This window comes from Streptomyces sp. NPDC049577, from assembly GCF_040675635.1.
Taxonomy (GTDB): domain Bacteria; phylum Actinomycetota; class Actinomycetes; order Streptomycetales; family Streptomycetaceae; genus Streptomyces.
In genome coordinates this window covers 1-20,316 of sequence record NZ_JBFAPH010000083.1, presented here as the reverse complement: position 1 = coordinate 20,316, position 20,316 = coordinate 1, and the positions used below count along the sequence as shown (strand labels likewise).

Annotated in this window: 20 protein-coding genes and 2 pseudogenes; 12 read left to right on the top strand and 10 right to left on the bottom strand. The window is 71.7% G+C overall.

All coding sequences use genetic code 11. From position 1 onward, the window contains the following. The 5 genes and pseudogenes from AB0K09_RS12525 to AB0K09_RS12505 form a co-directional block, all read left to right on the top strand. Positions 1-216 (top strand): annotated as a pseudogene (locus AB0K09_RS12525) (hypothetical protein); the annotation flags it as partial. A 78-nt stretch (positions 217-294) separates the two neighbouring features. After that, positions 295-471 carry a hypothetical protein gene (locus tag AB0K09_RS12520; RefSeq protein ID WP_366065311.1) on the top strand — a complete coding sequence of 59 codons (177 nt, stop codon included), beginning with the start codon at positions 295-297 and terminating at the stop codon, positions 469-471. Between the two features lie 113 nt (positions 472-584). Further along, entirely contained in the window at positions 585-980 is a 396-nt protein-coding gene (locus tag AB0K09_RS12515) for a BlaI/MecI/CopY family transcriptional regulator (RefSeq protein ID WP_366065310.1), read from the top strand. 9 nt (positions 981-989) lie between these two features. Then, complete coding sequence (locus tag AB0K09_RS12510) at positions 990-1,508, top strand: amino-acid N-acetyltransferase (RefSeq protein ID WP_366065309.1); 519 nt, start codon at positions 990-992, stop codon at positions 1,506-1,508. A 163-nt stretch (positions 1,509-1,671) separates the two neighbouring features. Continuing rightward, the gene (locus tag AB0K09_RS12505) at positions 1,672-2,010 is read left to right on the top strand and encodes an Lsr2 family protein (RefSeq protein WP_366065308.1); all 339 of its coding nucleotides are present in this window, start codon (positions 1,672-1,674) and stop codon (positions 2,008-2,010) included. Here AB0K09_RS12505 and AB0K09_RS12500 read toward each other — a convergent pair. Continuing rightward, positions 1,941-2,624 (bottom strand): SCO3374 family protein, encoded by a 684-nt coding sequence (locus tag AB0K09_RS12500; protein WP_366065307.1) that lies wholly within the window; start codon positions 2,622-2,624, stop codon positions 1,941-1,943. The two genes, AB0K09_RS12505 and AB0K09_RS12500, sit on opposite strands and share 70 nt — an antisense overlap. Before the next feature lie 501 nt (positions 2,625-3,125). Here AB0K09_RS12500 and AB0K09_RS12495 point away from each other — a divergent pair. Further along, on the top strand, positions 3,126-5,651 hold the full coding sequence (locus AB0K09_RS12495; protein WP_366065306.1) for an ATP-dependent Clp protease ATP-binding subunit: 2,526 nt from the start codon (positions 3,126-3,128) through the stop codon (positions 5,649-5,651). Between the two features lie 57 nt (positions 5,652-5,708). On the opposite strand, the gene AB0K09_RS12490 is transcribed toward AB0K09_RS12495, so the two are convergent. Then, positions 5,709-8,075: an NACHT domain-containing protein gene (locus tag AB0K09_RS12490; RefSeq protein WP_366065305.1), complete on the bottom strand. Its 2,367-nt coding sequence runs from the start codon at positions 8,073-8,075 to the stop codon at positions 5,709-5,711. Between the two features lie 6 nt (positions 8,076-8,081). Beyond that, a complete protein-coding gene (locus tag AB0K09_RS12485; RefSeq protein ID WP_366065304.1) occupies positions 8,082-8,417 on the bottom strand; it encodes a trypco2 family protein in 336 nt (111 codons plus the stop codon). Between the two features lie 327 nt (positions 8,418-8,744). Between AB0K09_RS12485 and AB0K09_RS12480 the strand changes: the two genes are divergently transcribed. Next, a complete protein-coding gene (locus tag AB0K09_RS12480; protein ID WP_366065303.1) occupies positions 8,745-9,497 on the top strand; it encodes a M23 family metallopeptidase in 753 nt (250 codons plus the stop codon). A gap of 106 nt (positions 9,498-9,603) precedes the next feature. Continuing rightward, positions 9,604-10,065 (top strand): VOC family protein, encoded by a 462-nt coding sequence (locus AB0K09_RS12475; RefSeq protein ID WP_366065302.1) that lies wholly within the window; start codon positions 9,604-9,606, stop codon positions 10,063-10,065. Positions 10,066-10,139: 74 nt separating this feature from the next. On the opposite strand, the gene cseC is transcribed toward AB0K09_RS12475, so the two are convergent. The 5 genes from cseC to AB0K09_RS12450 all read right to left on the bottom strand — a co-directional run bounded on the left by cseC (position 10,140) and on the right by AB0K09_RS12450 (position 14,572). After that, positions 10,140-11,435, bottom strand: a complete 1,296-nt coding sequence (cseC, locus tag AB0K09_RS12470) for a two-component system sensor histidine kinase CseC (RefSeq protein WP_366065301.1) — start codon at positions 11,433-11,435, stop codon at positions 10,140-10,142. Positions 11,436-11,459: 24 nt separating this feature from the next. After that, positions 11,460-12,167, bottom strand: coding sequence for a two-component system response regulator CseB (cseB, locus tag AB0K09_RS12465; RefSeq protein WP_366065300.1), 708 nt, complete (start codon positions 12,165-12,167; stop codon positions 11,460-11,462). Positions 12,168-12,174: 7 nt separating this feature from the next. Beyond that, entirely contained in the window at positions 12,175-12,828 is a 654-nt protein-coding gene (locus AB0K09_RS12460) for a hypothetical protein (RefSeq protein ID WP_366065299.1), read from the bottom strand. Then, a complete protein-coding gene (locus AB0K09_RS12455) occupies positions 12,816-13,364 on the bottom strand; it encodes a SigE family RNA polymerase sigma factor (RefSeq protein WP_366065298.1) in 549 nt (182 codons plus the stop codon). The genes AB0K09_RS12460 and AB0K09_RS12455 overlap by 13 nt, the downstream gene beginning before the upstream one ends. 305 nt (positions 13,365-13,669) lie before the next feature. Beyond that, positions 13,670-14,572: an A/G-specific adenine glycosylase gene (locus AB0K09_RS12450; RefSeq protein WP_366065297.1), complete on the bottom strand. Its 903-nt coding sequence runs from the start codon at positions 14,570-14,572 to the stop codon at positions 13,670-13,672. A 180-nt stretch (positions 14,573-14,752) separates the two neighbouring features. On the opposite strand from AB0K09_RS12450, the gene AB0K09_RS12445 reads away from it, so the two are divergent. The 3 genes from AB0K09_RS12445 to AB0K09_RS12435 all read left to right on the top strand — a co-directional run bounded on the left by AB0K09_RS12445 (position 14,753) and on the right by AB0K09_RS12435 (position 16,365). Beyond that, positions 14,753-14,995: a hypothetical protein gene (locus AB0K09_RS12445; RefSeq protein WP_366065296.1), complete on the top strand. Its 243-nt coding sequence runs from the start codon at positions 14,753-14,755 to the stop codon at positions 14,993-14,995. Between the two features lie 13 nt (positions 14,996-15,008). Further along, on the top strand, positions 15,009-15,500 hold the full coding sequence (locus AB0K09_RS12440; RefSeq protein ID WP_366065295.1) for a pyridoxamine 5'-phosphate oxidase: 492 nt from the start codon (positions 15,009-15,011) through the stop codon (positions 15,498-15,500). Positions 15,501-15,588: 88 nt separating this feature from the next. Then, positions 15,589-16,365, top strand: a complete 777-nt coding sequence (locus tag AB0K09_RS12435; protein WP_366065294.1) for a hypothetical protein — start codon at positions 15,589-15,591, stop codon at positions 16,363-16,365. 108 nt (positions 16,366-16,473) lie between these two features. Here the strand turns inward: AB0K09_RS12435 and disA are convergent, their stop codons facing one another. After that, positions 16,474-17,598 carry a DNA integrity scanning diadenylate cyclase DisA gene (gene disA, locus AB0K09_RS12430; RefSeq protein ID WP_366065293.1) on the bottom strand — a complete coding sequence of 375 codons (1,125 nt, stop codon included), beginning with the start codon at positions 17,596-17,598 and terminating at the stop codon, positions 16,474-16,476. 166 nt (positions 17,599-17,764) lie between these two features. Continuing rightward, on the bottom strand, positions 17,765-19,174 hold the full coding sequence (radA, locus tag AB0K09_RS12425) for a DNA repair protein RadA (RefSeq protein WP_366065292.1): 1,410 nt from the start codon (positions 19,172-19,174) through the stop codon (positions 17,765-17,767). Between the two features lie 155 nt (positions 19,175-19,329). On the opposite strand from radA, the pseudogene AB0K09_RS12420 reads away from it, so the two are divergent. After that, a pseudogene (locus tag AB0K09_RS12420) lies at positions 19,330-20,316 on the top strand (hypothetical protein); the annotation flags it as partial.

Below are 20,316 nucleotides of genomic sequence, written 5' to 3'. Positions count from 1 at the left end.
AACTGGAACCCACGCGCCGTCAGCCCCGCCGCCGCGCAGGGGATAGCGCAATTCATCCCGGACACCGGCATCCCCGGCCTCCCCGGCGTCCCCGGCGGCGCCCCGGCCCGGCGCCCCCGCGCCGGCGAAACGCCCCATCCCCACCCCCGGCGAGGTCTTCCCCCGTCGCAAGCCGCCCACGGCCCGCCCGGCCTGACGCGGACCGCACTGCCGTAGTCTGGTGCCGCTGCCCGGAGAGCCCATTCCGGTCTCATTCCGACCTGATACCGACCGATCGAGAAGGAGCCGACGGCCATGGACTATGTCGCCGCGCTGGTGCCGCCCGTCGTGATGGCGGTGGCTTTCATCGCGCTGATCGTGACGATCGTCAAGAGCCAGGGCGGTGCCAACAAGGCCAAGGAAGACGCGATCGTCGACGCCGCGCTGGCCCGCGCCGAAGCCGCCTCGCCCGGCAAGGGCGCCGGCGCCTGAGAAACCGGAACCAGCGGACCGGCCCGAGAGGAATTCTCGGGCCGGTCCGCTTTTTCCTCGCCGCCCCCGGCCAATAAACCGGCATTCGAGACATCTCCCACTATTATTCGCGTGTGGTTCGACGCCTGGGTGAGCTGGAAGACGCCGTCATGACGCGCGTGTGGGAGTGGAACCGACCGGTCACCGTTCGGGAAGTCCTGGAAGACCTTCAGCAGGAACGGTCCATCGCCTACACCACCGTGATGACCGTATTGGACAACCTGTATCAGAAGGGCTGGGTCCGCCGGGAAGCCGAAGGCCGCGCCTATCGATATGAGGCCGTCTCCAACCGTGCCGCCTACTCGGCCGCACTGATGAACGAAGCCTGGTCGCTGAGCGACAACCCCGCGGCCGCACTCGTCGCCTTCTTCGGCATGATGTCGGCCGAACAACGCGAAGCCCTGCGCGACGCCATCCGCGTCGCGCAACTCGACGGGCCCGAGGAGCCGCCCGCCACGCCGGGGCGATAGCGTCCCGCCATGTCCGCCCTTACAAAAGCCGTCACCGTCCGCCGGGCCCGCACGGCCGATGTCCCCGCCGTGCGCCGGCTCATCAACACCTACGCGCGTGACCGCATCCTGCTCGACAAAGCCACCGTGACGCTTTACGAGGACATCCAGGAGTTCTGGGTCGCCGAGCGCGACGCGGACGGTACCGTCATCGGGTGCGGTGCCCTGCATGTGATGTGGGAAGACCTCGCCGAGGTACGTACTCTCGCCGTCGACCCGGAGGCGAGAGGCGGTGGTGTGGGCCACCAGCTTCTGGGCAAGCTCCTGCAGACCGCGCGCTGGCTCGGGGTGCGGCGCATTTTCTGCCTCACCTTCGAAGTCGACTTCTTCGCCAAGCACGGCTTCGTCGAGATCGGCGAGACCCCGGTGGACAGTGATGTCTACGGCGAGCTGCTGCGTTCCTATGACGAGGGCGTTGCCGAGTTCCTGGGTCTCGAACGAGTGAAGCCGAACACCCTTGGCAACAGCCGGATGCTCTTGCATCTGTGACCCGCGGCCCCTATGTCCGAATCGCGCCCCTATCGAGCGCGCCCGGAAGGCATCGTTCCCGCGGGGAAGGCCCCATGAACCTTCCCCGGGGGTTTGTGTTTTTCCGGGAAAGGCGGTTTGCTATTCCTCCGTAATCCCTTTTCCGCTGATGAAAGGAATCCCCGTGGCGCAGAAGGTTCAGGTCCTTCTTGTCGACGACCTCGACGGCGGCGAGGCGGACGAGACCGTCACGTTCGCCCTGGACGGCAAGACGTACGAGATCGACCTCAACACCGACAATGCGGACAAGCTGCGGGCCGCGCTGGAGCCGTACACCAAGAGCGGCCGGCGCACGGGCGGTCGTGCGGCCGCGGGCCGTGGCAAGGTGCGCGCCGCCGCTTCGGCCGGCAGCCCCGACACCGCGAAGATCCGCGCGTGGGCCAAGGAGAACGGCTACAGCGTCAACGACCGCGGCCGCGTCCCGGCCGAGATCCGCGAGGCGTACGAGAAGGCCAACGGCTGACCCTCCCCCGGCTGAACCCTGCGCGCTCCACCGGCGCGCAGCAGTCGGGCGCGGTGGCACTCCGTGGCCGCCGTGCTCACGAGCCGTACGAGATCGGGGGCCCCACCCCTGCCCCCGAGGCCGGTCACCGGCAGCGACGGCTCCACCTCGCACCCCGGGCGCGGAGGCCGTACCCACACGGCCTCCCGCCGGCGCGCCCCCCGCGGGGCGCCCCCCGCGACGGCGGGCGCGGGCGCGACGATCCGGCCGCCGGCCCCCAGGGCGGTCAGATCGAGGGGGACCCCGCCCCACTCCAGCCAGTCCAGCAGCCCGGGCAGCTCGTCCGCGCTGCCCGGAGCGATCAGGAACCACATCCTCCGGGACCGCCGGTCCAGCGCGACCGGCCCGGCCCGCACCCGGCCGAGCACCGCGACCCCGGCCTCCGCCGGCAGCTCCAGGGCGTCGAAGAGGACCCCCGTGAGCAGCCGCACCGGCCGCTCGTCCGTGACCGGCCAGCCGAGCTCCCGCTCGTACCACCGGCGCCGTCCGCACCCGGACGGCCCCGCCGGACCGGGCGCCCGCGCGCCCGGCAGGGCTTCCGACGTGCCGCGGTGGCGCGACAGGACTACCGTCATGAACGGTGCAACTGTGGAAAGCCCAAGAGGTTACGGAGCGTGGAGAGTTGGGCACGCTGCGTAGAGAAGGGCAGGGGTGCACAGGCGCTCCCCATGGCGCGAGGGTGTTCGCCCGTAGCGGAGGGACACCGCCCGCGCCGCATGGAGCGCAGGTGCCCGCGGGTAGGACATTCCCCGTGGAAAGAGGCGGTATTACAGCGCACCCCGTGCGCCCTCGGGGGTCCGTGCCGGGCCACGGGCGGGCATGACCGCCCGGGCCGGCGTTCGCCGTGGGCGTAGTGGTGGTGGGCGTATATGCCTGGCCTGCGGGAACATCGTCTCCCACCATCGGGTTGGAGGAGATGTCGGCTGTTCGGCAGCAGGTTTCCCCGCCAACGCGGGGGTGATCCGGACGGGTGTCGGCAGTTGGAATGAGCTGTCCCGCCCCGCGGGACTAGCATGCGGAAGGACAGGGAGGGGACCGACCCCTAACTGCCTGACCGCTCTGAGGAGCGATTAACGATGTTCGAGAGGTTCACCGACCGTGCGCGGCGGGTTGTCGTCCTGGCTCAGGAAGAAGCCCGGATGCTCAACCACAACTACATCGGCACCGAGCACATCCTCCTGGGCCTGATCCACGAGGGTGAGGGTGTCGCCGCTAAGGCCCTGGAGAGCCTCGGGATTTCGCTCGAGGCGGTCCGCCAGCAGGTGGAGGAGATCATCGGCCAGGGCCAGCAGGCCCCGTCCGGCCACATCCCCTTCACCCCCCGTGCGAAGAAGGTCCTGGAGCTGTCGCTCCGCGAGGCCCTTCAGCTCGGCCACAACTACATCGGTACGGAGCACATCCTGCTCGGCCTGATCCGCGAGGGCGAGGGCGTCGCCGCCCAGGTCCTCGTGAAGCTGGGCGCCGACCTGAACCGGGTGCGGCAGCAGGTCATCCAGCTGCTCTCCGGCTACCAGGGCAAGGAAGCCGCCACGGCCGGCGGCCCCGCCGAGGGCACGCCCTCGACCTCGCTCGTCCTGGACCAGTTCGGCCGTAACCTGACGCAGGCCGCCCGCGAATCCAAGCTCGACCCGGTCATCGGGCGCGAGAAGGAGATCGAGCGGGTCATGCAGGTGCTCTCCCGCCGTACGAAGAACAACCCTGTCCTGATCGGCGAGCCCGGCGTCGGCAAGACCGCCGTCGTCGAGGGCCTGGCCCAGGCCATCGTCAAGGGCGAGGTGCCCGAGACCCTCAAGGACAAGCACCTCTACACCCTCGACCTGGGCGCCCTGGTCGCCGGTTCCCGCTACCGCGGTGACTTCGAGGAGCGCCTGAAGAAGGTCCTCAAGGAGATCCGCACCCGCGGCGACATCATCCTGTTCATCGACGAGCTGCACACCCTGGTCGGCGCGGGCGCCGCCGAGGGTGCCATCGACGCGGCGTCGATCCTCAAGCCGATGCTGGCCCGCGGTGAGCTCCAGACGATCGGCGCGACCACGCTCGACGAGTACCGCAAGCACCTGGAGAAGGACGCCGCGCTCGAGCGCCGCTTCCAGCCCATCCAGGTCGCCGAGCCGTCGCTGCCGCACACCATCGAGATCCTCAAGGGTCTCCGCGACCGCTACGAGGCCCACCACCGGGTCTCCATCACCGACGAGGCGCTGGTCCAGGCCGCGACCCTCGCCGACCGCTACATCTCCGACCGCTTCCTGCCGGACAAGGCGATCGACCTGATCGACGAGGCCGGCTCCCGGATGCGCATCCGCCGGATGACCGCGCCGCCGGACCTCCGCGAGTTCGACGAGAAGATCGCCGACGTGCGCCGGGAGAAGGAGTCCGCGATCGACTCGCAGGACTTCGAGAAGGCCGCCTCCCTCCGCGACAAGGAGAAGCAGCTCCTGGCCGCGAAGGCCAAGCGGGAGAAGGAGTGGAAGGCCGGCGACATGGACGTCGTCGCCGAGGTCGACGGCGAGCTGATCGCCGAGGTCCTGGCCACGGCCACCGGCATCCCCGTCTTCAAGCTGACGGAGGAGGAGTCCTCCCGCCTGCTGCGCATGGAGGACGAGCTGCACAAGCGCGTCATCGGCCAGAAGGACGCCATCAAGGCGCTCTCCCAGGCCATCCGGCGCACCCGTGCGGGCCTGAAGGACCCGAAGCGCCCCGGCGGATCGTTCATCTTCGCCGGCCCCTCGGGTGTCGGTAAGACGGAGCTGTCCAAGACGCTCGCCGAGTTCCTCTTCGGCGACGAGGACGCGCTGATCTCCCTCGACATGTCGGAGTTCAGCGAGAAGCACACCGTCTCCCGCCTCTTCGGCTCCCCGCCCGGCTACGTCGGCTACGAGGAGGGCGGTCAGCTCACCGAGAAGGTGCGCCGCAAGCCGTTCTCCGTCGTCCTCTTCGACGAGGTCGAGAAGGCCCACCCGGACATCTTCAACTCGCTCCTGCAGATCCTGGAGGACGGTCGCCTGACCGACTCCCAGGGCCGGGTCGTGGACTTCAAGAACACCGTCATCATCATGACGACCAACCTCGGCACCCGGGACATCTCCAAGGGCTTCAACCTGGGCTTCGCCGCCCAGGGCGACGTCAAGACCGGGTACGAGCGGATGAAGGCCAAGGTCAACGAGGAGCTCAAGCAGCACTTCCGGCCCGAGTTCCTCAACCGTGTCGACGACACGGTCGTCTTCCACCAGCTCAGCCAGGAAGACATCATCCAGATCGTCGACCTGATGATCGCCAAGGTGGACGAGCGCCTGAAGGACCGCGACATGGGCATCGAGCTCAGCGCGGACGCGAAGGGCCTGCTGGCGAAGAAGGGCTACGACCCGATCCTGGGCGCCCGCCCGCTGCGCCGCACCATCCAGCGCGAGATCGAGGACATCCTCTCCGAGAAGATCCTCTTCGGCGAGCTCCGTCCGGGCCACATCGTGGTCGTCGGCACGGAGGGCGAGGGCGAGGAGAAGAAGTTCACCTTCCGCGGCGAGGAGAAGTCGGCACTGCCGGACACCCCGCCGGTGGAGTCGACGACGGGCGGGGCCGGGCCCAACCTGTCGAAGGACGCGTAGCGCGTAATCAAGGGGCCGGCCCCGGAAACCGTGGGAACACGGTTTCCGGGGCCGGTTTCATGCACTCGCAAAGCGTTTCAGGAGTGGAAACCCTGCGCTGCCCAAGCAGCTCAGCACTTCAATGACGTTCCTTGCTTCCTCGGGCGTCAGCCCGTCCGGAGACGAGGGAAGGACCCCGATTACCTCGGCGCCGAGCGGGGCAAGGCTCTCTGCCTCCCAGAGGCCGCACGGGGGCATGAGTTCCTCCAGCCTCTTCCAGACGGCCTCGTACCGGTCCGGTGCCACGTATGTTGCTCCCAGCGCGCATTCGACCGCGAGCACGCGTATCTTCCAGGGCCGGCAGGCTTCCGGAAGCCGGTTCCCCACCTCGATCAGTTTGTCGATGACGTAATCGGCCTCATGCCGCCCGCAGTGCCCGATGACGAGCCGGATGACGTCCTGCCACTCCTCCTCCAGCGCGTGTTTCAGCAACTCGTCCAGGCTCCCCGTCTCCTGGAATTCCTTCGCCGCCAGGTAGTCCTGGAACGTCCGGTGGACGAACTGAAGGGAATCCGGCCCGCGCTCCTGGAGCAGGCCGCTGCGGTTGAGCAGGTGGACCAGGACGGTCTCCGCCGTGGTGTTCTGCTTGCGGACGTTCCGCAGGCCGCTCATGGCCCCCTTCAGCTGGCGCAGCGCCTCCGCGTGCGAGAGCTGGGAGCGGCCGTTGCGGACCAGCCAGACCGCGATGCGCTGGAGCAGTTGCAGGCCGTCCTCGACGGTCAGCCGGACACCCTCCGGGGAGCCGACCTCGCGGTGGTCGTCGCGCCGGCCCAGCAGCATGGCCAGCGAGGCCCGGTAGAGCTCCCAGCGGGTCTCCGGCAGCATGCCGCTGCGGCGGCGGTGCAGGGCGCAGATCACGGCGCACAGGAGCGGGGTGCGGGCGAGGTTGCGCAGGACGGCGTTGCGCCGGAACTCCTGGCCGAGCTCCTGCTCCAGGGAGCGGAGCCGGGCGATCTCCAGGTCGGCCCGTTCCGCGTCGGCGAAGCGGCCGCACTCCAGCCGGGCCGCCTGGTGCCAGGCCGCGACGAAGGACTGGATGTCCGCGTCCCTCATCGGCAGCAGCCGGAGCTCCTCGAAGCCCTCACCGGCCAGCCAGTCGTCCTCGACGGCGAGCGGCCGTGTGGTGACCATGCACCGGGTGCGCGGGTACATGCGCAGCAACTCGGTGAGCCACTTGCGGGCGGCGGCGCGGTCCGCCTGCGGGACCTCGTCGAGGCCGTCGACGAGCAGCAGCACGTGCCCGGCCTCCAGCGCCCGCACGGCCCAGCCGCGCGGCGGCTCGTCGACGGGCAGCTGGGCGGCGAGGGGGAGCCGGTCGGGCGTCGGGCGGGTGATGCCCTGCGCGGCGAGAGTGCGCATGGGGATCACGAAAGGCACCAGGCCGTTGAGCTCCTCCAGCTCGTCCGGCAGCGTGTCGAGGGCCGCGTGCGAGGCGAGCCACCAGACGAGCGTGGTCTTGCCCGCGCCCGCCTCGCCGCGCAGCACCGTACGCGGGCGCGAACGCAGCAGCTCCTCGACGCGCCGCGGTCCCGGCGAACGCCGGCCCGCCTGCGCCTCCAGGCTCAGATAGGCGGTGTCCAGGTCCCAGTCGCTCTCGCCCGTCCCGAGGTCGTCGAGGCCGAAGACCTCCATCCGGCTGTAGCGCGCCTTGATCGCCTTTACGTAGCGTTCCTCGTAGTCGTAGTCCTCGGGATGGCCGTCGTGCAGCTGCTCGACGCGCGGCCGGACGGTCGGCACCCACCAATGGCTCAGGGCCTCCTCGAAGCCGTCGGCACCGAGGATCCTCCCCAGGGGGACGGCCTCGACGGCCGAGTGCTGCCAGCCGCTCGCGCCGACGGCGGCGATGCCCACGAGGACCTGGCCGACGAGCAGCGGCCCGCCCGACAGCCCGGCCCAGGGGGATCCGCCGTCCGCCGGCGGCTCGGGCGGATGGTGGTCGCCGTGCAGGACATACCGCCCGCGCAGCCGGCCCGACATCGGGGTGACCGTGCCGGGGATCTGGACCGCCTCCAGCTGCTCCGTGCCGCCGGCGGTGTAGCGCTGTACCGCCGGGAAGCCGAGGACCTGGCAGCCGGACTGGGGCTGCCGGCCGCCGAGGACGCCCCACCGCAGGGACGGGGTGCCCATGCCGTCCTCGGTCAGGTCGCCCCACAGGTGCAGGAGCGCGGCGTCACAGCGCTCCGGGTCGCCGGCCCAGATGATGTCGCCGGGCATGGGCTCGGCCCGGCCGGGGACGGCGGCCCGCATCCGGTCCGGGTCGTCGACGATATGGGCGCTGGTGAGGACGAGCCTCGGGTGCAGCAGCACCCCGCTGCCCTGGGTGTGGGCGCCCAGGACCGCCACCACCCGGTCCTCCACCGAGCGCACCCGCACCCGTAACGGCACCCCGCCTCACTCCCCGGCGGAGCCGAACCGCGACACCGAACCCGGCCGGTCGTTCCCCACCTTCCAGCCGTTGCCCGTCCGGCGGTCCTTCGGCGTCAGCGTGAAGGCCACCTTGTGCGTGCGCGTCGAGCCGCGCGAGCCCTCCGCGCCCGCCTCGACGATCCACGCCTTCACCCCGCCCGTGCCCTTCACGTCGCGGCGGATCTCCACGGTGAACTCCATGGAGATCTCCCCGACGTCGAAGGTCAGGTCCTGCCCCGCCCCGGCCGTCGCCGCGTTCATCAGCCCGTCGCGGACCGCCTGGACCGCGTCCGCCAGCTCGATGTCCTCGAAGCCGCTCATTCCGCCCCCTGCGCTGCTACCGCGCGTATGCGCACACGCACCCGGAGCGTACCGCCGTCACCGCGCTCACGGGGGCGAATCGGCCCTCCGGCGGTGACCCCGCCCACATGACCCGCGTCACTTACGAAAGCGAATAGTGGACTCCGGCTCCGCGAAAACGCGGAATTTCCGGTGAAACCCCAGGAAGTAAGTAGGAGCGCGAGTGGTGCGTGGCTACGGCATTGCCTAGTAAGAGCACCTCTTGGCAACCCCGGGAACCGCTGCTTATCAAGGTAGGGCGACCCCGGTGAACAGCCGGGGCCCATCAATGCCTGGAGGTATTCATCCATGACGAAGCGCACCGCTTTCCGTAATTCGAGCAAGACCGTTCTCCGTACCCGCGTCGCCGCTCTCGTGGCCGTCGGTGTCGGTGCCTCGGTGGCGCTCGGATCCGGTGCCGCCTTCGCCGCGGAGAACAAGTCCGGCTCGCTGGCCGAGCTCCCCGCCGTCGCGTCCGTGGCCGCGCTCGACGACGCGCTGAACGCGCAGGCCGAGACCCAGCTGAAGGTCGCGGACAAGGAGAAGAAGGCGGCCGAGCAGGCCAAGCAGCAGGCCAAGCAGGAGGCCGAGAAGAAGGCCGCCGAGGCCCGTGAGAAGGCCGAGGCCGCCCGCAAGCGCGCCAACGCCTGGGTCGCGCCGGTCGACGGCTATCAGATCGGCCAGCCGTTCGGCAAGGACGGCGCCATGTGGTCGCACAAGCACAGCGGCCAGGACCTGGTCGTGAACACCGGTACGTCCGTGAAGGCCACCCACGCCGGTACGGTCGTCAAGGCCGGCCCGAACGGCGGCGGCGACGGTCCCGCGTACGGCAACGCCGTCGTGATCAAGCACTCCGACGGCACGTACTCGCAGTACGCCCACCTCTCGCAGGTGAAGGTCTCGGTGGGCCAGCAGGTCGGCACCGGCCAGCAGATCGCCCTGTCCGGCTCCACCGGCAATTCCTCCGGCCCCCACCTGCACTTCGAGATCCGCACGACCCCGGACTACGGTTCCGGTATCGACCCGATCGCCTTCATGAAGGCCCACGGCACGAATCTCTGAGCGACGGGACATTCACGTCCGGCTCGAATTCCCGGAGAAGCCGGCCGGTAGTCCGCGTGCCTACGGTGGTGGGGAAAGCGCAACCCCCACCGCCACGGAGTACGCAATGATCAAGGGCATTGCCATCACCACCGTCTGGGTCCTCGACCAGGACCGGGCGAAGGAGTTCTACACCGAGAAGCTGGGGCTTGAGGTCCGCACCGACATGACCATGGGCGGCGACAAGGGCATGCGCTGGCTGACGGTCGGTGCCAAGGACCAGCCGGATGTCGAGCTGACGCTGATGCTGCCCGGGCCGCCCGGGCACGACCCGGAGTCGGCCGAGGCCCTGAAGAAGCTGGTCGCCAAGGGCGCGCTGGGTGCCGGGGTGCTCGCCACCGACGACATCCACCGCGACTACGAGCGGCTCAGGGCCAAGGGCGTGGAGTTCCTCATGGAGCCCCAGGATCGCCCGTACGGCACCGAGGCCATCCTGCGCGACGACTCCGGCAACTGGTTCTCGCTGACGCAGCGCAACGACCGGCTGGACCTCGACAAGCCCTGGAGCGAGTTCGTCGACCCCATGTGACGACGCCGAGGCGACGCACCCGGACCACCCGCTGCCTGCGCCCGTCAGTCCTGCGCCCGTCAGTCCGGCACCCGTCAGTCCGGTACCTGGATGATCGGGAAGCTTCCCGTGTTCGTCGGCGACGACTCCGGCAGCCAGAGCACCGCCACCGCGCCCCCGCCGCCCTCGCCGTCCGGGTCGGCGTTGCGGAAGGTCAGGCGCGCGCCCAGCACCCGCGCCTGGCCGGCCGCGATGGTCAGGCCCAGGCCGTGGCCCTGGCCGGCCCGGTCCTCGCTGCCGGTGCGGAAGCGGCTCGGGCCCTCCCGCAGCAGCTCCTCCGGGAAGCCCGGACCGTGGTCGCGCACCCGCAGCACCCGCCCCTCGACGGTGACGTCGACGGGCGGTTTGCCGTGCTTGGCGGCGTTGGCCAGCAGATTGCCGATGATCCGCTCGAGCCGGCGCGGATCGGTCGACACATAGGCGCTGCGCAGGACCCGCACCCGGGCCTCCGGCAGGAAGGCCCGCACCCGGCGTTCCACGAATTCGCCCAGCTCGATGTCCTGCATCTCGGCGCGCTCGGCGAAGCTGTCGAGACGGGCGACCTCCAGCACGTCCTCCACGAGCGTGCGCATCGCCTGCGCCCGGTCCCGGACGAGCTCGGTCGGGCGGCCCGGCGGCAGCAGCTCGGCGGCCGTGAGCAGGCCCGTCACGGGCGTGCGCAGCTCGTGGGCGATGTCGGCGGTGACCCGCCGCTCGGCCTCCAGGCGGTCGCGCAGCGCCTCGGCCATGCCGTCGACGGCGCGCGCCAGGTCGTCCGTCTCGTCGCGCACCCGGCCGCCGATGGCGTCCCGCACGCGCACGTCCGGGTCGCCGTCGGCCAGCTTGCGGGCGGCCGTGGCGGCCTTGCGCAGCCGGCGCGAGAGCTGCCCGCCGACCAGGATGCCCAGCGCGGTACCGCCGAGCACCACGGAGACCGAGCCGATGATCAGAGCCCGGTCGAGGTCGGTGAGGATGTCGTAGCGGTCCTTGAACCGTCCGTGAATGGAGAGGATCTTGCCGTTGCGCAGCGGCACCGACGCCCACACCTCGGGCGGCCCGTTGCCGTTGTCCTGGAGGTACGTGGCGCGCAGCCCCAGCGCGGCGGCCTCGCGCAGCTGCTTGGGCAGGGCGGGGTCGTCCACCTTGGCGCGCAGCATCGGCTTGCCCGTGGACTCGTAGAAGCGCTGGGCGATCTGCACCCGCTCGTCCATGGTGTCGCGGCTGCTGTTGAGCATGGAGACGCGCGCCGCGTTGTGCACCACGAGGCTCAGGGCGACGGCGACGAGCGCGCCGACGCCGGCGATGGCGAGACTGACCTTCCACCGCAGGCCCGTGCGGAGGGAAAACTTCATGGGAGGACCGGGGACATGCGCGAGCTAGCCTCTGAGCTTGTATCCGAAGCCGCGGACCGTTTCGATCCGGTCCTGGCCGATCTTGCCGCGCAGTCGCTGGACGTGCACGTCGACGACCCGGGTGTCGCCGCCCCAGCCGTAGTCCCACACCCGCTCCAGGAGCCGGTCGCGGGAGAGCACGGTGCCGGGCGCGGCGGAGAACTCCAGCAGCAGCCGCATCTCGGTCGGGGTCAGCGCCACGGGCAGGCCGGCCTTGCGGACCTCCATGCCCTCGGTGTCGACCTCCAGGTCGCCGAAGCGCAGCACGCCCCCCTCGATCGCCTCGGGCGCCTCGGCGCCCGCCGCGCCGTGCGCGCCGCTGGCGTGGCCGAAGCGCCGCAGCACCGCCCGGATGCGGGCGACGAGCACGGCGCCGTCGAAGGGCTTGGTCACGTAGTCGTCGGCCCCGGCCTCCAGGCCGAGCACGACGTCGATGGAGTCGGCGCGCGCCGAGAGCATGATCACGGGAACGGTCGACTCGTCGCGGATGCGGCGGCACAGGCTGACGCCGTCCAGCCCCGGGACCATCACGTCGAGCAGGGCGATGTCGGGCCGCTGCGCGCGGAACCTCTCCAGCCCCTGGAGCCCGTCGGGCACAGCGGTCACCACGAAGCCGTCGCGCTCGAGCGCGAGCTGCGTCGCCTCGCGGATGACGTCGTCGTCCTCGACGAAGAGCACATGCGTATCGGCCACGCTGCTCTCAGCCCTCCGTTCCTTCGGTCTGTGCCTTGGAGCCGTTGCCGACCTTGCTGTAGTCGGTGTGCGTCCGCCCGGTCTCGTGGAAGGTACCGTCCGACCAGTGGTAGGTGACGACGTCCTCCCCCGAGGGGCAGCAGACGGCATCACCGGGACCGTAGACCTGCTTGGTGACCGTCAGATCCTTGCGGTCGATGTCGGCGTACACCGGCGACTGCTCGGCCGAGAACACATTCTCGTACGAGCCGTCCTTGGCACGGTACACATACGAACCGATGCCGAAGGAATCTCCGCAGGTCAGAACGTTGACCACAACATCGGAACGGGACCCTCCGGTGACCTGGCCGTAGATCACGTCGACCGGGTACTGGTCCTTCGTGCAGGGCTTGAGGTTCTTCTTGATCTGATCGCTGACCTTGGGGTCGGACTTGATCAGCTTCACGGCGTCGACCTTCTCCTGCGGCGCAGTGGTCTGCGGCGTGGGCACCCGCGTGGCCTTCGCCGCGGACTGGGTCTGTGCCGGGCCCTCCTTGCGCACACCCTCGCTGCTCGTATTGCACCCGGCGAGCAGCAGACCGGCGGCAGCGGCCATCGCTGCGACCGCGCCACCGGTGATCAGTGCGGGCTTTCCCGCCGCCGCCTTGTTCAGGCTGCGCACCGTTCCTGCCCCCGCTCGTTGCGCTCGAGGGCGTGGAAGTCCAGGTCCCGGCTCTCCAGCTCCTGGCGCAACCGGGCCAGGGCCCGGTGCAGCGTGCTCTTGACCGTGCCGGTCGACATGCCGAGCGCCTCCGCGGTCTCCTCGGTGCTCATCTGCTCCCAGTGTCGCAGCACGACCACACTGCGCTGCTTGGGTGCGAGGACTCCGAGGATGTCCATCAGCAGGGCGCGGTCGGCGTGCTGCTCGGTGCCGTCCTCGACGCTGGCGTCGGGGAGCTGCTCGGTGGGCACCTCGTCGAGCTTGCGGGCGCGCCACCACTCCGTACGAGTGTTGATCATGACACGGCGGAGGTAGGCGTCCGCAAGCGACTTGTCCGCTATCCCCTCCCAGCGCCCGTAGGTGCGGACCAGGGCGGTCTGGAGCAGGTCCTGGGCGTCGATGGGGTCCGGGACGAGACGTCGCGCGCTGCGCAGCAGGGCGTCCTGGCGGTTGCGCACGTACTCTTCGAAGTCCAGAACCTTGCCGCTGCTGGTCATGCTCGCAGCCTCCATTCCCGCTTGCTCCCCGTGGTCGTGCCGGGGTTCCCCAGCACGGAGAGGACGCTACGGAGGCGCTGTTGCGGCGCGATGTGCGAGAGCCCTTCGGCTGATGCACAGCTGTCCATAGGTTGTGTAACAGCGGAGGAGAAGCGCGCAGAAAGGCAGAAGAAACGGATCTTCTGCCCCGCGCCCGGCCGGTGGACCTGCGCAGTGGCGATCAGCCACCGCGGCGAGGGCCCGGCGGCATCCGCGATCACCGCGATCACCGCGACCGACGTTCCCGCCGCGATCTGCCGGCAGGCCTAGTGCGGCAACCGGTACAGGCCGTCGTCGAGGGGCTCGACCAGGCCGTCCGCGACCAGGCCGTCCAGTGCCCGGGCCCGCTGCACCGGCTCGTCCCACACCGCGTCCAGGGCCGCCTGCGGCACCGGGCCCTCCGCGTCCCGCAGCACGGCCAGCAGCTTGCCGCGCACCTGCCGGTCCGTCCCGGCGTACGTCTGGCCCCGGCGCGGCGGCCCGTCGTGCGCGGGGGAGCCGGCCGCCCGCCACACACAGCTCGCCGCGATCGGACAGCGCGCACACGACGGCGTGCGCGCCGTGCACACCAGCGCGCCCAGCTCCATCGTCGCCGCGGCCCAGCGGGCGGCCACGGACTCCTCCTCCGGCAGCAGGGCGCGGGCGAGCCTGCGCTCGGCGGCCGTCGTGGCGTTCGGCGGGTACTGCGCGCCGCTGACGGCACGCGCGAAGACCCGGCGCACGTTGGTGTCCAGCACCGCGTGCCGCTGCCCGTACGCGAAGGAGGCCACCGCGGCGGCCGTGTACTCGCCGACGCCCGGCAGCGCGAGCAGCTTGGCGTGATCGCGCGGCACCTCGCCGCCGTGCCGCTCGGTGATCGCCGTCGCCGCGGCGTGCAGCCGCAGCGCCCGGCGCGGATAGCCGAGCCGGCCCCAGGCCCGCACCGCCTCGCCCGGCGGCTCGGCCGCCAGGCCGGCCGGGTGCGGCCAGCGGGCCAGCCACTGCTCGTACACCGGCAGCACCCGGCTGACCGGCGTCTGCTGGAGCATGAACTCGCTGACCATCACGCCCCACGCGCCGGCCTCCGGCCGCCGCCAGGGCAGGTCGCGGGCGTGCTCGGCGAACCAGTCGATGACCGGTGCGTGCAGCAGGGCGGGCGGGGACGGCAGGGCGGCGGTCGTGGCACTCATGGCACCACCGATCCTGGCACGGCGGCGCGCGCACCGAGAAACGCGCCCGGGCAGGCACCCGGAAAACGGCCGGTTCCGGTCGGTCGCCCGGTCCGCGCGATCCCGGGAACGGGCGCACGATCGGGTGATCGTGCGGGCAAACCGGCCGCCGCGGACGGGCGTTCGGCGACCATGCCCCGCATGAGCGCCAACCGCGAACCGCCGCCGCTGGTCCGCTGCCGGGCATGCGGACATCCGCTGTGGTGGGACGTGACCCCGGTCCCCGGGCTCGCCCCCGGCTGGTACTGCTCCACCTGCCGCCACCCGCCCGAGCGCTGCCGCAACGCCGCGGCCGCCGCACCGGTGTGCCCCGAGGGCTGCGCGAGCTCCGTCATCGAGATCGGCTCCCAGGGAGCCCTCACCTTCATCTGTCATCGCGGCTGACACACTGGCCGGCATGGCGACCACCGACCCGCTCCCCGACGACATCCGGGCGGCCCTCGCCGCGCACACCACCCTGACCCTGGCGTACGCCGACGAGGACGGCCCCCAGGCGTGCGCCGTCCTCTACGCCGTGCGCCACAGCGTGCGCTCCGGCGCCGCCGAGCGCCCCGGGCTGCTCTTCGTCACCGCCGTCACCACCCGCCACGGCCGCGCGCTGCTCCCCGGTGAGACGCGCGTCGCCTTCACGGCGCAGCGCGACGGGCAGGACTGGTCCGAACTGACCGGCATCCAGGGCCGCGGTGTCTGCCGCCGGCTCACCGGCGAGGACCGTGCGACGGCCTGGCGCGCCTACAGCGCGCGCTTCCCCTACGTCGAACGGACCGAGCGGCTGCGCCAGGCCATGGAGCGCACCGACCTGTGGGAACTGCGGCCCGACTGGCTCCGACTCGTCGACAACGGCAAGGGATTCGGCCATAAATCGGAGTGGATCGCTCCGGCAGTCTGATCGCACCGCGGACAGATGATGGGAAAAGTAGGCACTCTTGCGGCGGGTACTGACTGGTGCCCCGGTGGTTCTCTCGTAGAGTCTTCGCGTGGGATCACTGCGCAATCCGATCGGGCCGCTTCCCTCCTCCATCTACTGGCGGCGGAGGGCAGTTGCACTTGGCCTGCTCGTCCTCCTCGTACTCCTGGTGGTGTGGCTGCTGTCCCTCGGGGACGGCGGCGGTTCCAAGGACGGCCGTGACGACGGCGCCGCGGGCCACGGCCCGACGGAGACCACCATCACGCCCGGGCCGACGCCCACGGGCACGCTCAACACCCAACGGCCGGGCGGCCGCGACGAGTCCGCGGGCACCGGTGCCTCCGGCGGTTCGGGCGGAGGAACGGGCGCGGGCGCCGGGGCGCCGCGTACGGACGTGGCCGCGCCCCTGGGCACCGGCGACGGGCGCGTCGTGCCGGCCGGTGGCGGCGGCCTGCCCGACTGCGCGCCGGGCGGAGTGCGGCTGACGGTCCGCAGTGTGAAGGACCATTACGCTGCGGGCGAGAAGCCGAAGTTCGAGATCGTGGTGAAGAACGCGGGCGGCAGTGCCTGCAAGGTGAACTTCGGCGCCACCGCCGCCGTACTGAAGATCACCGTCCCGGGCGGCGACGAGCACGTCTGGGCCTCCGACGACTGCCCGAAGGGCACCGCCCCCGTCCTCGTCGAGCTCCCCGGCTCGGGCGAGACCAAGCGCACCCTGGAATGGGACCGCAAGCGCTCGGCCCCCCGCTGCGGGCCCGCCTCCGGCGCGGCGACGCCGGGCACCTACCGCGTGGAGGTCAAGATCGCGGGCGCGGTGGAGAAGACGGAGTTCACGCTGGACCGGTAGTCCCCCTCGGGGGAGCCGATGCTCCCCGGGACATCCCTCCCGTCGTACCTCCCGCCGTAAGAGCGAGCAGGGGGAGCCGTCGCTCCCCCCGCGCACCCCGGCCGGAGGTCAGACGTATCGTTCCAGGATCGACGACTCCGCCAGTCGCGACAGGCCCTCGCGGACGGAGCGGGCGCGGGCCTCGCCGACGCCGTCGACGGTCTGGAGGTCGTCGACGCTCGCGGCGAGCAGCTTCTGGAGGCCGCCGAAGTGGTCCACGAGCCGTTCGATGATGGCGCCCGGCAGGCGCGGCACCTTGGCGAGGAGCCGGTAGCCGCGCGGCGAGACCGCCGAGTCGAGGGTCTCGGGGGAGCCGCTGTAGCCCAGGGCGCGGGCCACAATGGGCAGTTCGAGGAGCTCGGCGTGGGTCAGCGAGTCCAGCTCGGAAAGAGCCTCCGGCACCGTGCGGGTGCGCTTGGCGGTCGGCTCGGGGACGTAGTCGCGGACGACGAGCTCGCGCTCCGGCTCCACGCCGGCGATCAACTCGTCGAGCTGGAGCGAGAGAAGACGGCCGTCCGTGCCGAGCTCGACCACGTACTCCGCGATCTCCGTGGCGATGCGGCGGACCATCTCCAGCCGCTGGGAGACCGCCGTGACGTCCCGGACGGTGACCAGGTCCTCGATCTCCAGCGCGGAGAGCGTGCCGGCGACCTCGTCCAGCCGGAGCTTGTAGCGCTCGAGGGTGGCCAGCGCCTGGTTCGCGCGGGAGAGGATCGCGCCGGACTCCTCCAGCACGCGCCGCTCGCCGCCCACGTACAGCGCGATCAGCCGCATCGACTGGCTGACGGAGACCACGGGGAAGCCCGACTGGATGGAGACGCGCTGGGCCGTGCGGTGCCGGGTGCCCGTCTCCTCGGTGGGGATCGACGCGTCGGGCACCAGCTGCACACCCGCCCGCACGATCTTGGTGATGTCCTTGTCGAGGATCAGCGCGCCGTCCAGCTTGCACAGCTCGCGCAGCCTCGTCGCGGAGAACTCCACGTCCAGGACGAATCCGCCGGTGCACATCGACTCGACGGTCTTGTCCATGCCGAGGACGATGAGCCCGCCGGTGTTGCCGCGCAGAACGCGCTCCAGTCCGTCACGCAAGGCCGTGCCGGGCGCGACGGCGCTCAGCGAGGCGCGCATCAGACCGTCGGCACCGGAGCCACCCCCGGCCTTGCCGGGGCCCGATGCCCGGTCGTTGGCTGCCACTGCACTCCTCCGGTCGCATGGTCAACGGTGCCGCGGGCCGCCCTGGCGTCGCCTTCGCGCGCGTACGTACGGACGGGACCAGCGCAAAGTCTACTGGCGCCCAGCCTATTAAAGAGGGGCTGTACCCGACTGTCCTCCGCAGCGGTCCGGGACCGTCCCGGAGGTGTCACTCGCCGCGCGCCCCCGCCGGCTCGCGGCGCGGCCGCGACGGCAGCACCCGCAGCGCCTCCCCTATGTCCGCCACCTCCAGCACCCGCATCCCGCTGGGGATCTTGCCGGGATCGCCCGGCACCAGGGCGTGCGTGAAGCCGAGCCGCGCCGCCTCGGCCAGCCGCCGCTGCACTCCGGTGACCCGCCGGACCTCGCCGGCCAGCCCCACCTCGCCGATCGCGACGAGGTTCTTCGGCAGCGGGGTGTCGCTGGCGGCGCTCGCCAGCGCCAGGGCGATGGCGAGATCGGCCGCCGGCTCGGAGAGCCGCACCCCGCCGACCGTCGCGCTGTAGATGTCGCGCTTGCCGAGCGCGCTGATCCGGCCGCGCTGCTCCAGGACGGCCAGCATCATCGACACCCGGGAGGTCTCCAGGCCGGACGTGGTGCGCCGGGGGGAGGGGATCTGCGAGTCCACGGTCAGCGCCTGCACCTCCGCGACCAGCGGCCGGCGGCCCTCCAGGGTGACCGTGAGGCACGTGCCCGGGACGGGCTCCGCGCGCCGGGTCAGGAACAGGCCGCTGGGGTCCGCCAGGCCCGTGATGCCCTCGTCGTGCAGCTCGAAGCAGCCGACCTCGTCCGTCGCGCCGTAGCGGTTCTTCACGCCGCGCACCAGACGCAGCCGGGCGTGCCGGTCGCCCTCGAAGTGCAGCACGACGTCGACCAGGTGCTCCAGCAGGCGGGGGCCGGCGATCGCGCCGTCCTTGGTGACGTGCCCGACGAGGAGCGTGGCCATGCCGCGCTCCTTCGACGCCCGGATGAGCGCCCCCGCCACTTCGCGGACCTGCGCCATGCCGCCCGGCGCGCCGTCGATCTCCGGCGAGGCCACGGTCTGCACGGAGTCCAGGACGAGCAGGGACGGCTTGACCGAGTCCAGATGCCCGAGGACGGCGGACAGGTCCGTCTCGGCCGCGAGGTACAGATGCTCGGACAGGGCGCCGATGCGGTCGGCGCGCAGCCGGACCTGGCTCGCCGACTCCTCGCCCGTCACGTACAGGGTGCGGTGCTCGTCGGAGGCGGCGCGGGCCGCCACGTCCAGCAGGAGGGTCGACTTGCCGACGCCCGGCTCGCCCGCCAGCAGCACCACCGCGCCCGGCACCAGGCCGCCGCCCAGCACGCGGTCCAGCTCGGGGACGCCCGTGGAGCGAGCGGTCGCCTGCCGGCCGTCCACCTGGCCGATGGGGAGCGCCGCCGAGGTCACCCGGCCGGGCGCCGTCGTCCGCACGGCGGGTGAGCCGAACTCCTCGACCGTGCCCCACGCCTGGCACTCCGGGCAGCGGCCGAGCCACTTCGCGGTGGTCCAGCCGCACTCGGTGCAGCGGTAGGAGGGCCGGTCCTTGGCGGACGAGCGGGAGGTACGGGCAGCCATGGGAGCCACCGTAGCGGTGGGCACTGACAAGCCCGCCACTCCCCGAGGAACGTACAGTTCACGTCCCCTTTTGTGGGAGAGCGTCACCCGAACGGGTTAAACCTGGGTGACGAGGGCGGACGAGCCCGCAGGCGCCGCCTACCGTCGCCGGGATGATGACGAGCAGGCCCGAGCACCCCACGCATGCCACCGGCGCGCACCGCGCACCCAGCAGTGCGCCGCGCGCGGACCGGTTCACGACCGTCGCCGACGAGGAGCGGACCGGCGAGGAGCGTTCCGGGGAGCAGGCCGGCTCCCCCCGAGCCTCCGCCTCCGCCCGGCGCGCCTCGCCGCAGACCCTGGTGCAGGGCCCGCCGTCCCGGTACGAGCCGCATCTGGACGGTCTGTTCACCTACTGCCTGTCCGTCCTCTGCGACCGCGGTGCCGCGCTCGCCGCGCTCGGCGAGGTCCTCGCCCTGGCCGAGCGCCGCTCCGACCGGGCCCCCGCCGCCGAGGAGCTGCACCGCCCCTGGCTCTACGCGCTCGCCCGCTGGGCCTGCCTGCGCCGGCTGGCCGACGCGGCGCCGGGCGCCCCCGACGCCGCCGCGGACCCCCGGCACCGCGCCGAACTGGCCCGGCTGGCCTGGCCGGAGGCCGCCGGCACCACCGCCGAGCAGCGCGAGGCCCTCGAACTGGCCGTCCGCCACCACCTCGCCCCGCACGAGGTCGCCGCCGTCCTGCGGCTCGATGCGGACACCACCCGCACGCTGCTCTCCTCCGCCGCCTGCGAGGTCGAGCGGACCCGCACCGCGCTGGCCGTCGTCGAGTCCGGCCACTGCCCGGTCGTGGCCCGCTTCACCGGCGACACCGAGGTCCTGCTGGGCGCCGCCCTGCGCCGCGAGCTCGTCCGCCACGTCGACGAGTGCGCCGACTGCCGGCGCACCGCCGAGCGCGCCACCGCCGGCGAGCCCTGGCCGGGCACCGCAGCCTCCAACGAGCCGCTGCCGGTCCTGCGCGCCCCGAGATCCGAGGCGCATGCCGCGATGCTCGGCGCCCAGCGCGCCAGGGGATCGCGCGGCCCGCGCGGCTCGCGGGTTGATGAAGTGCCGCATCATCCGCTCGGCTATCTCGAAGTCCGCGATGACGCCGTCGCGCAGCGGGCG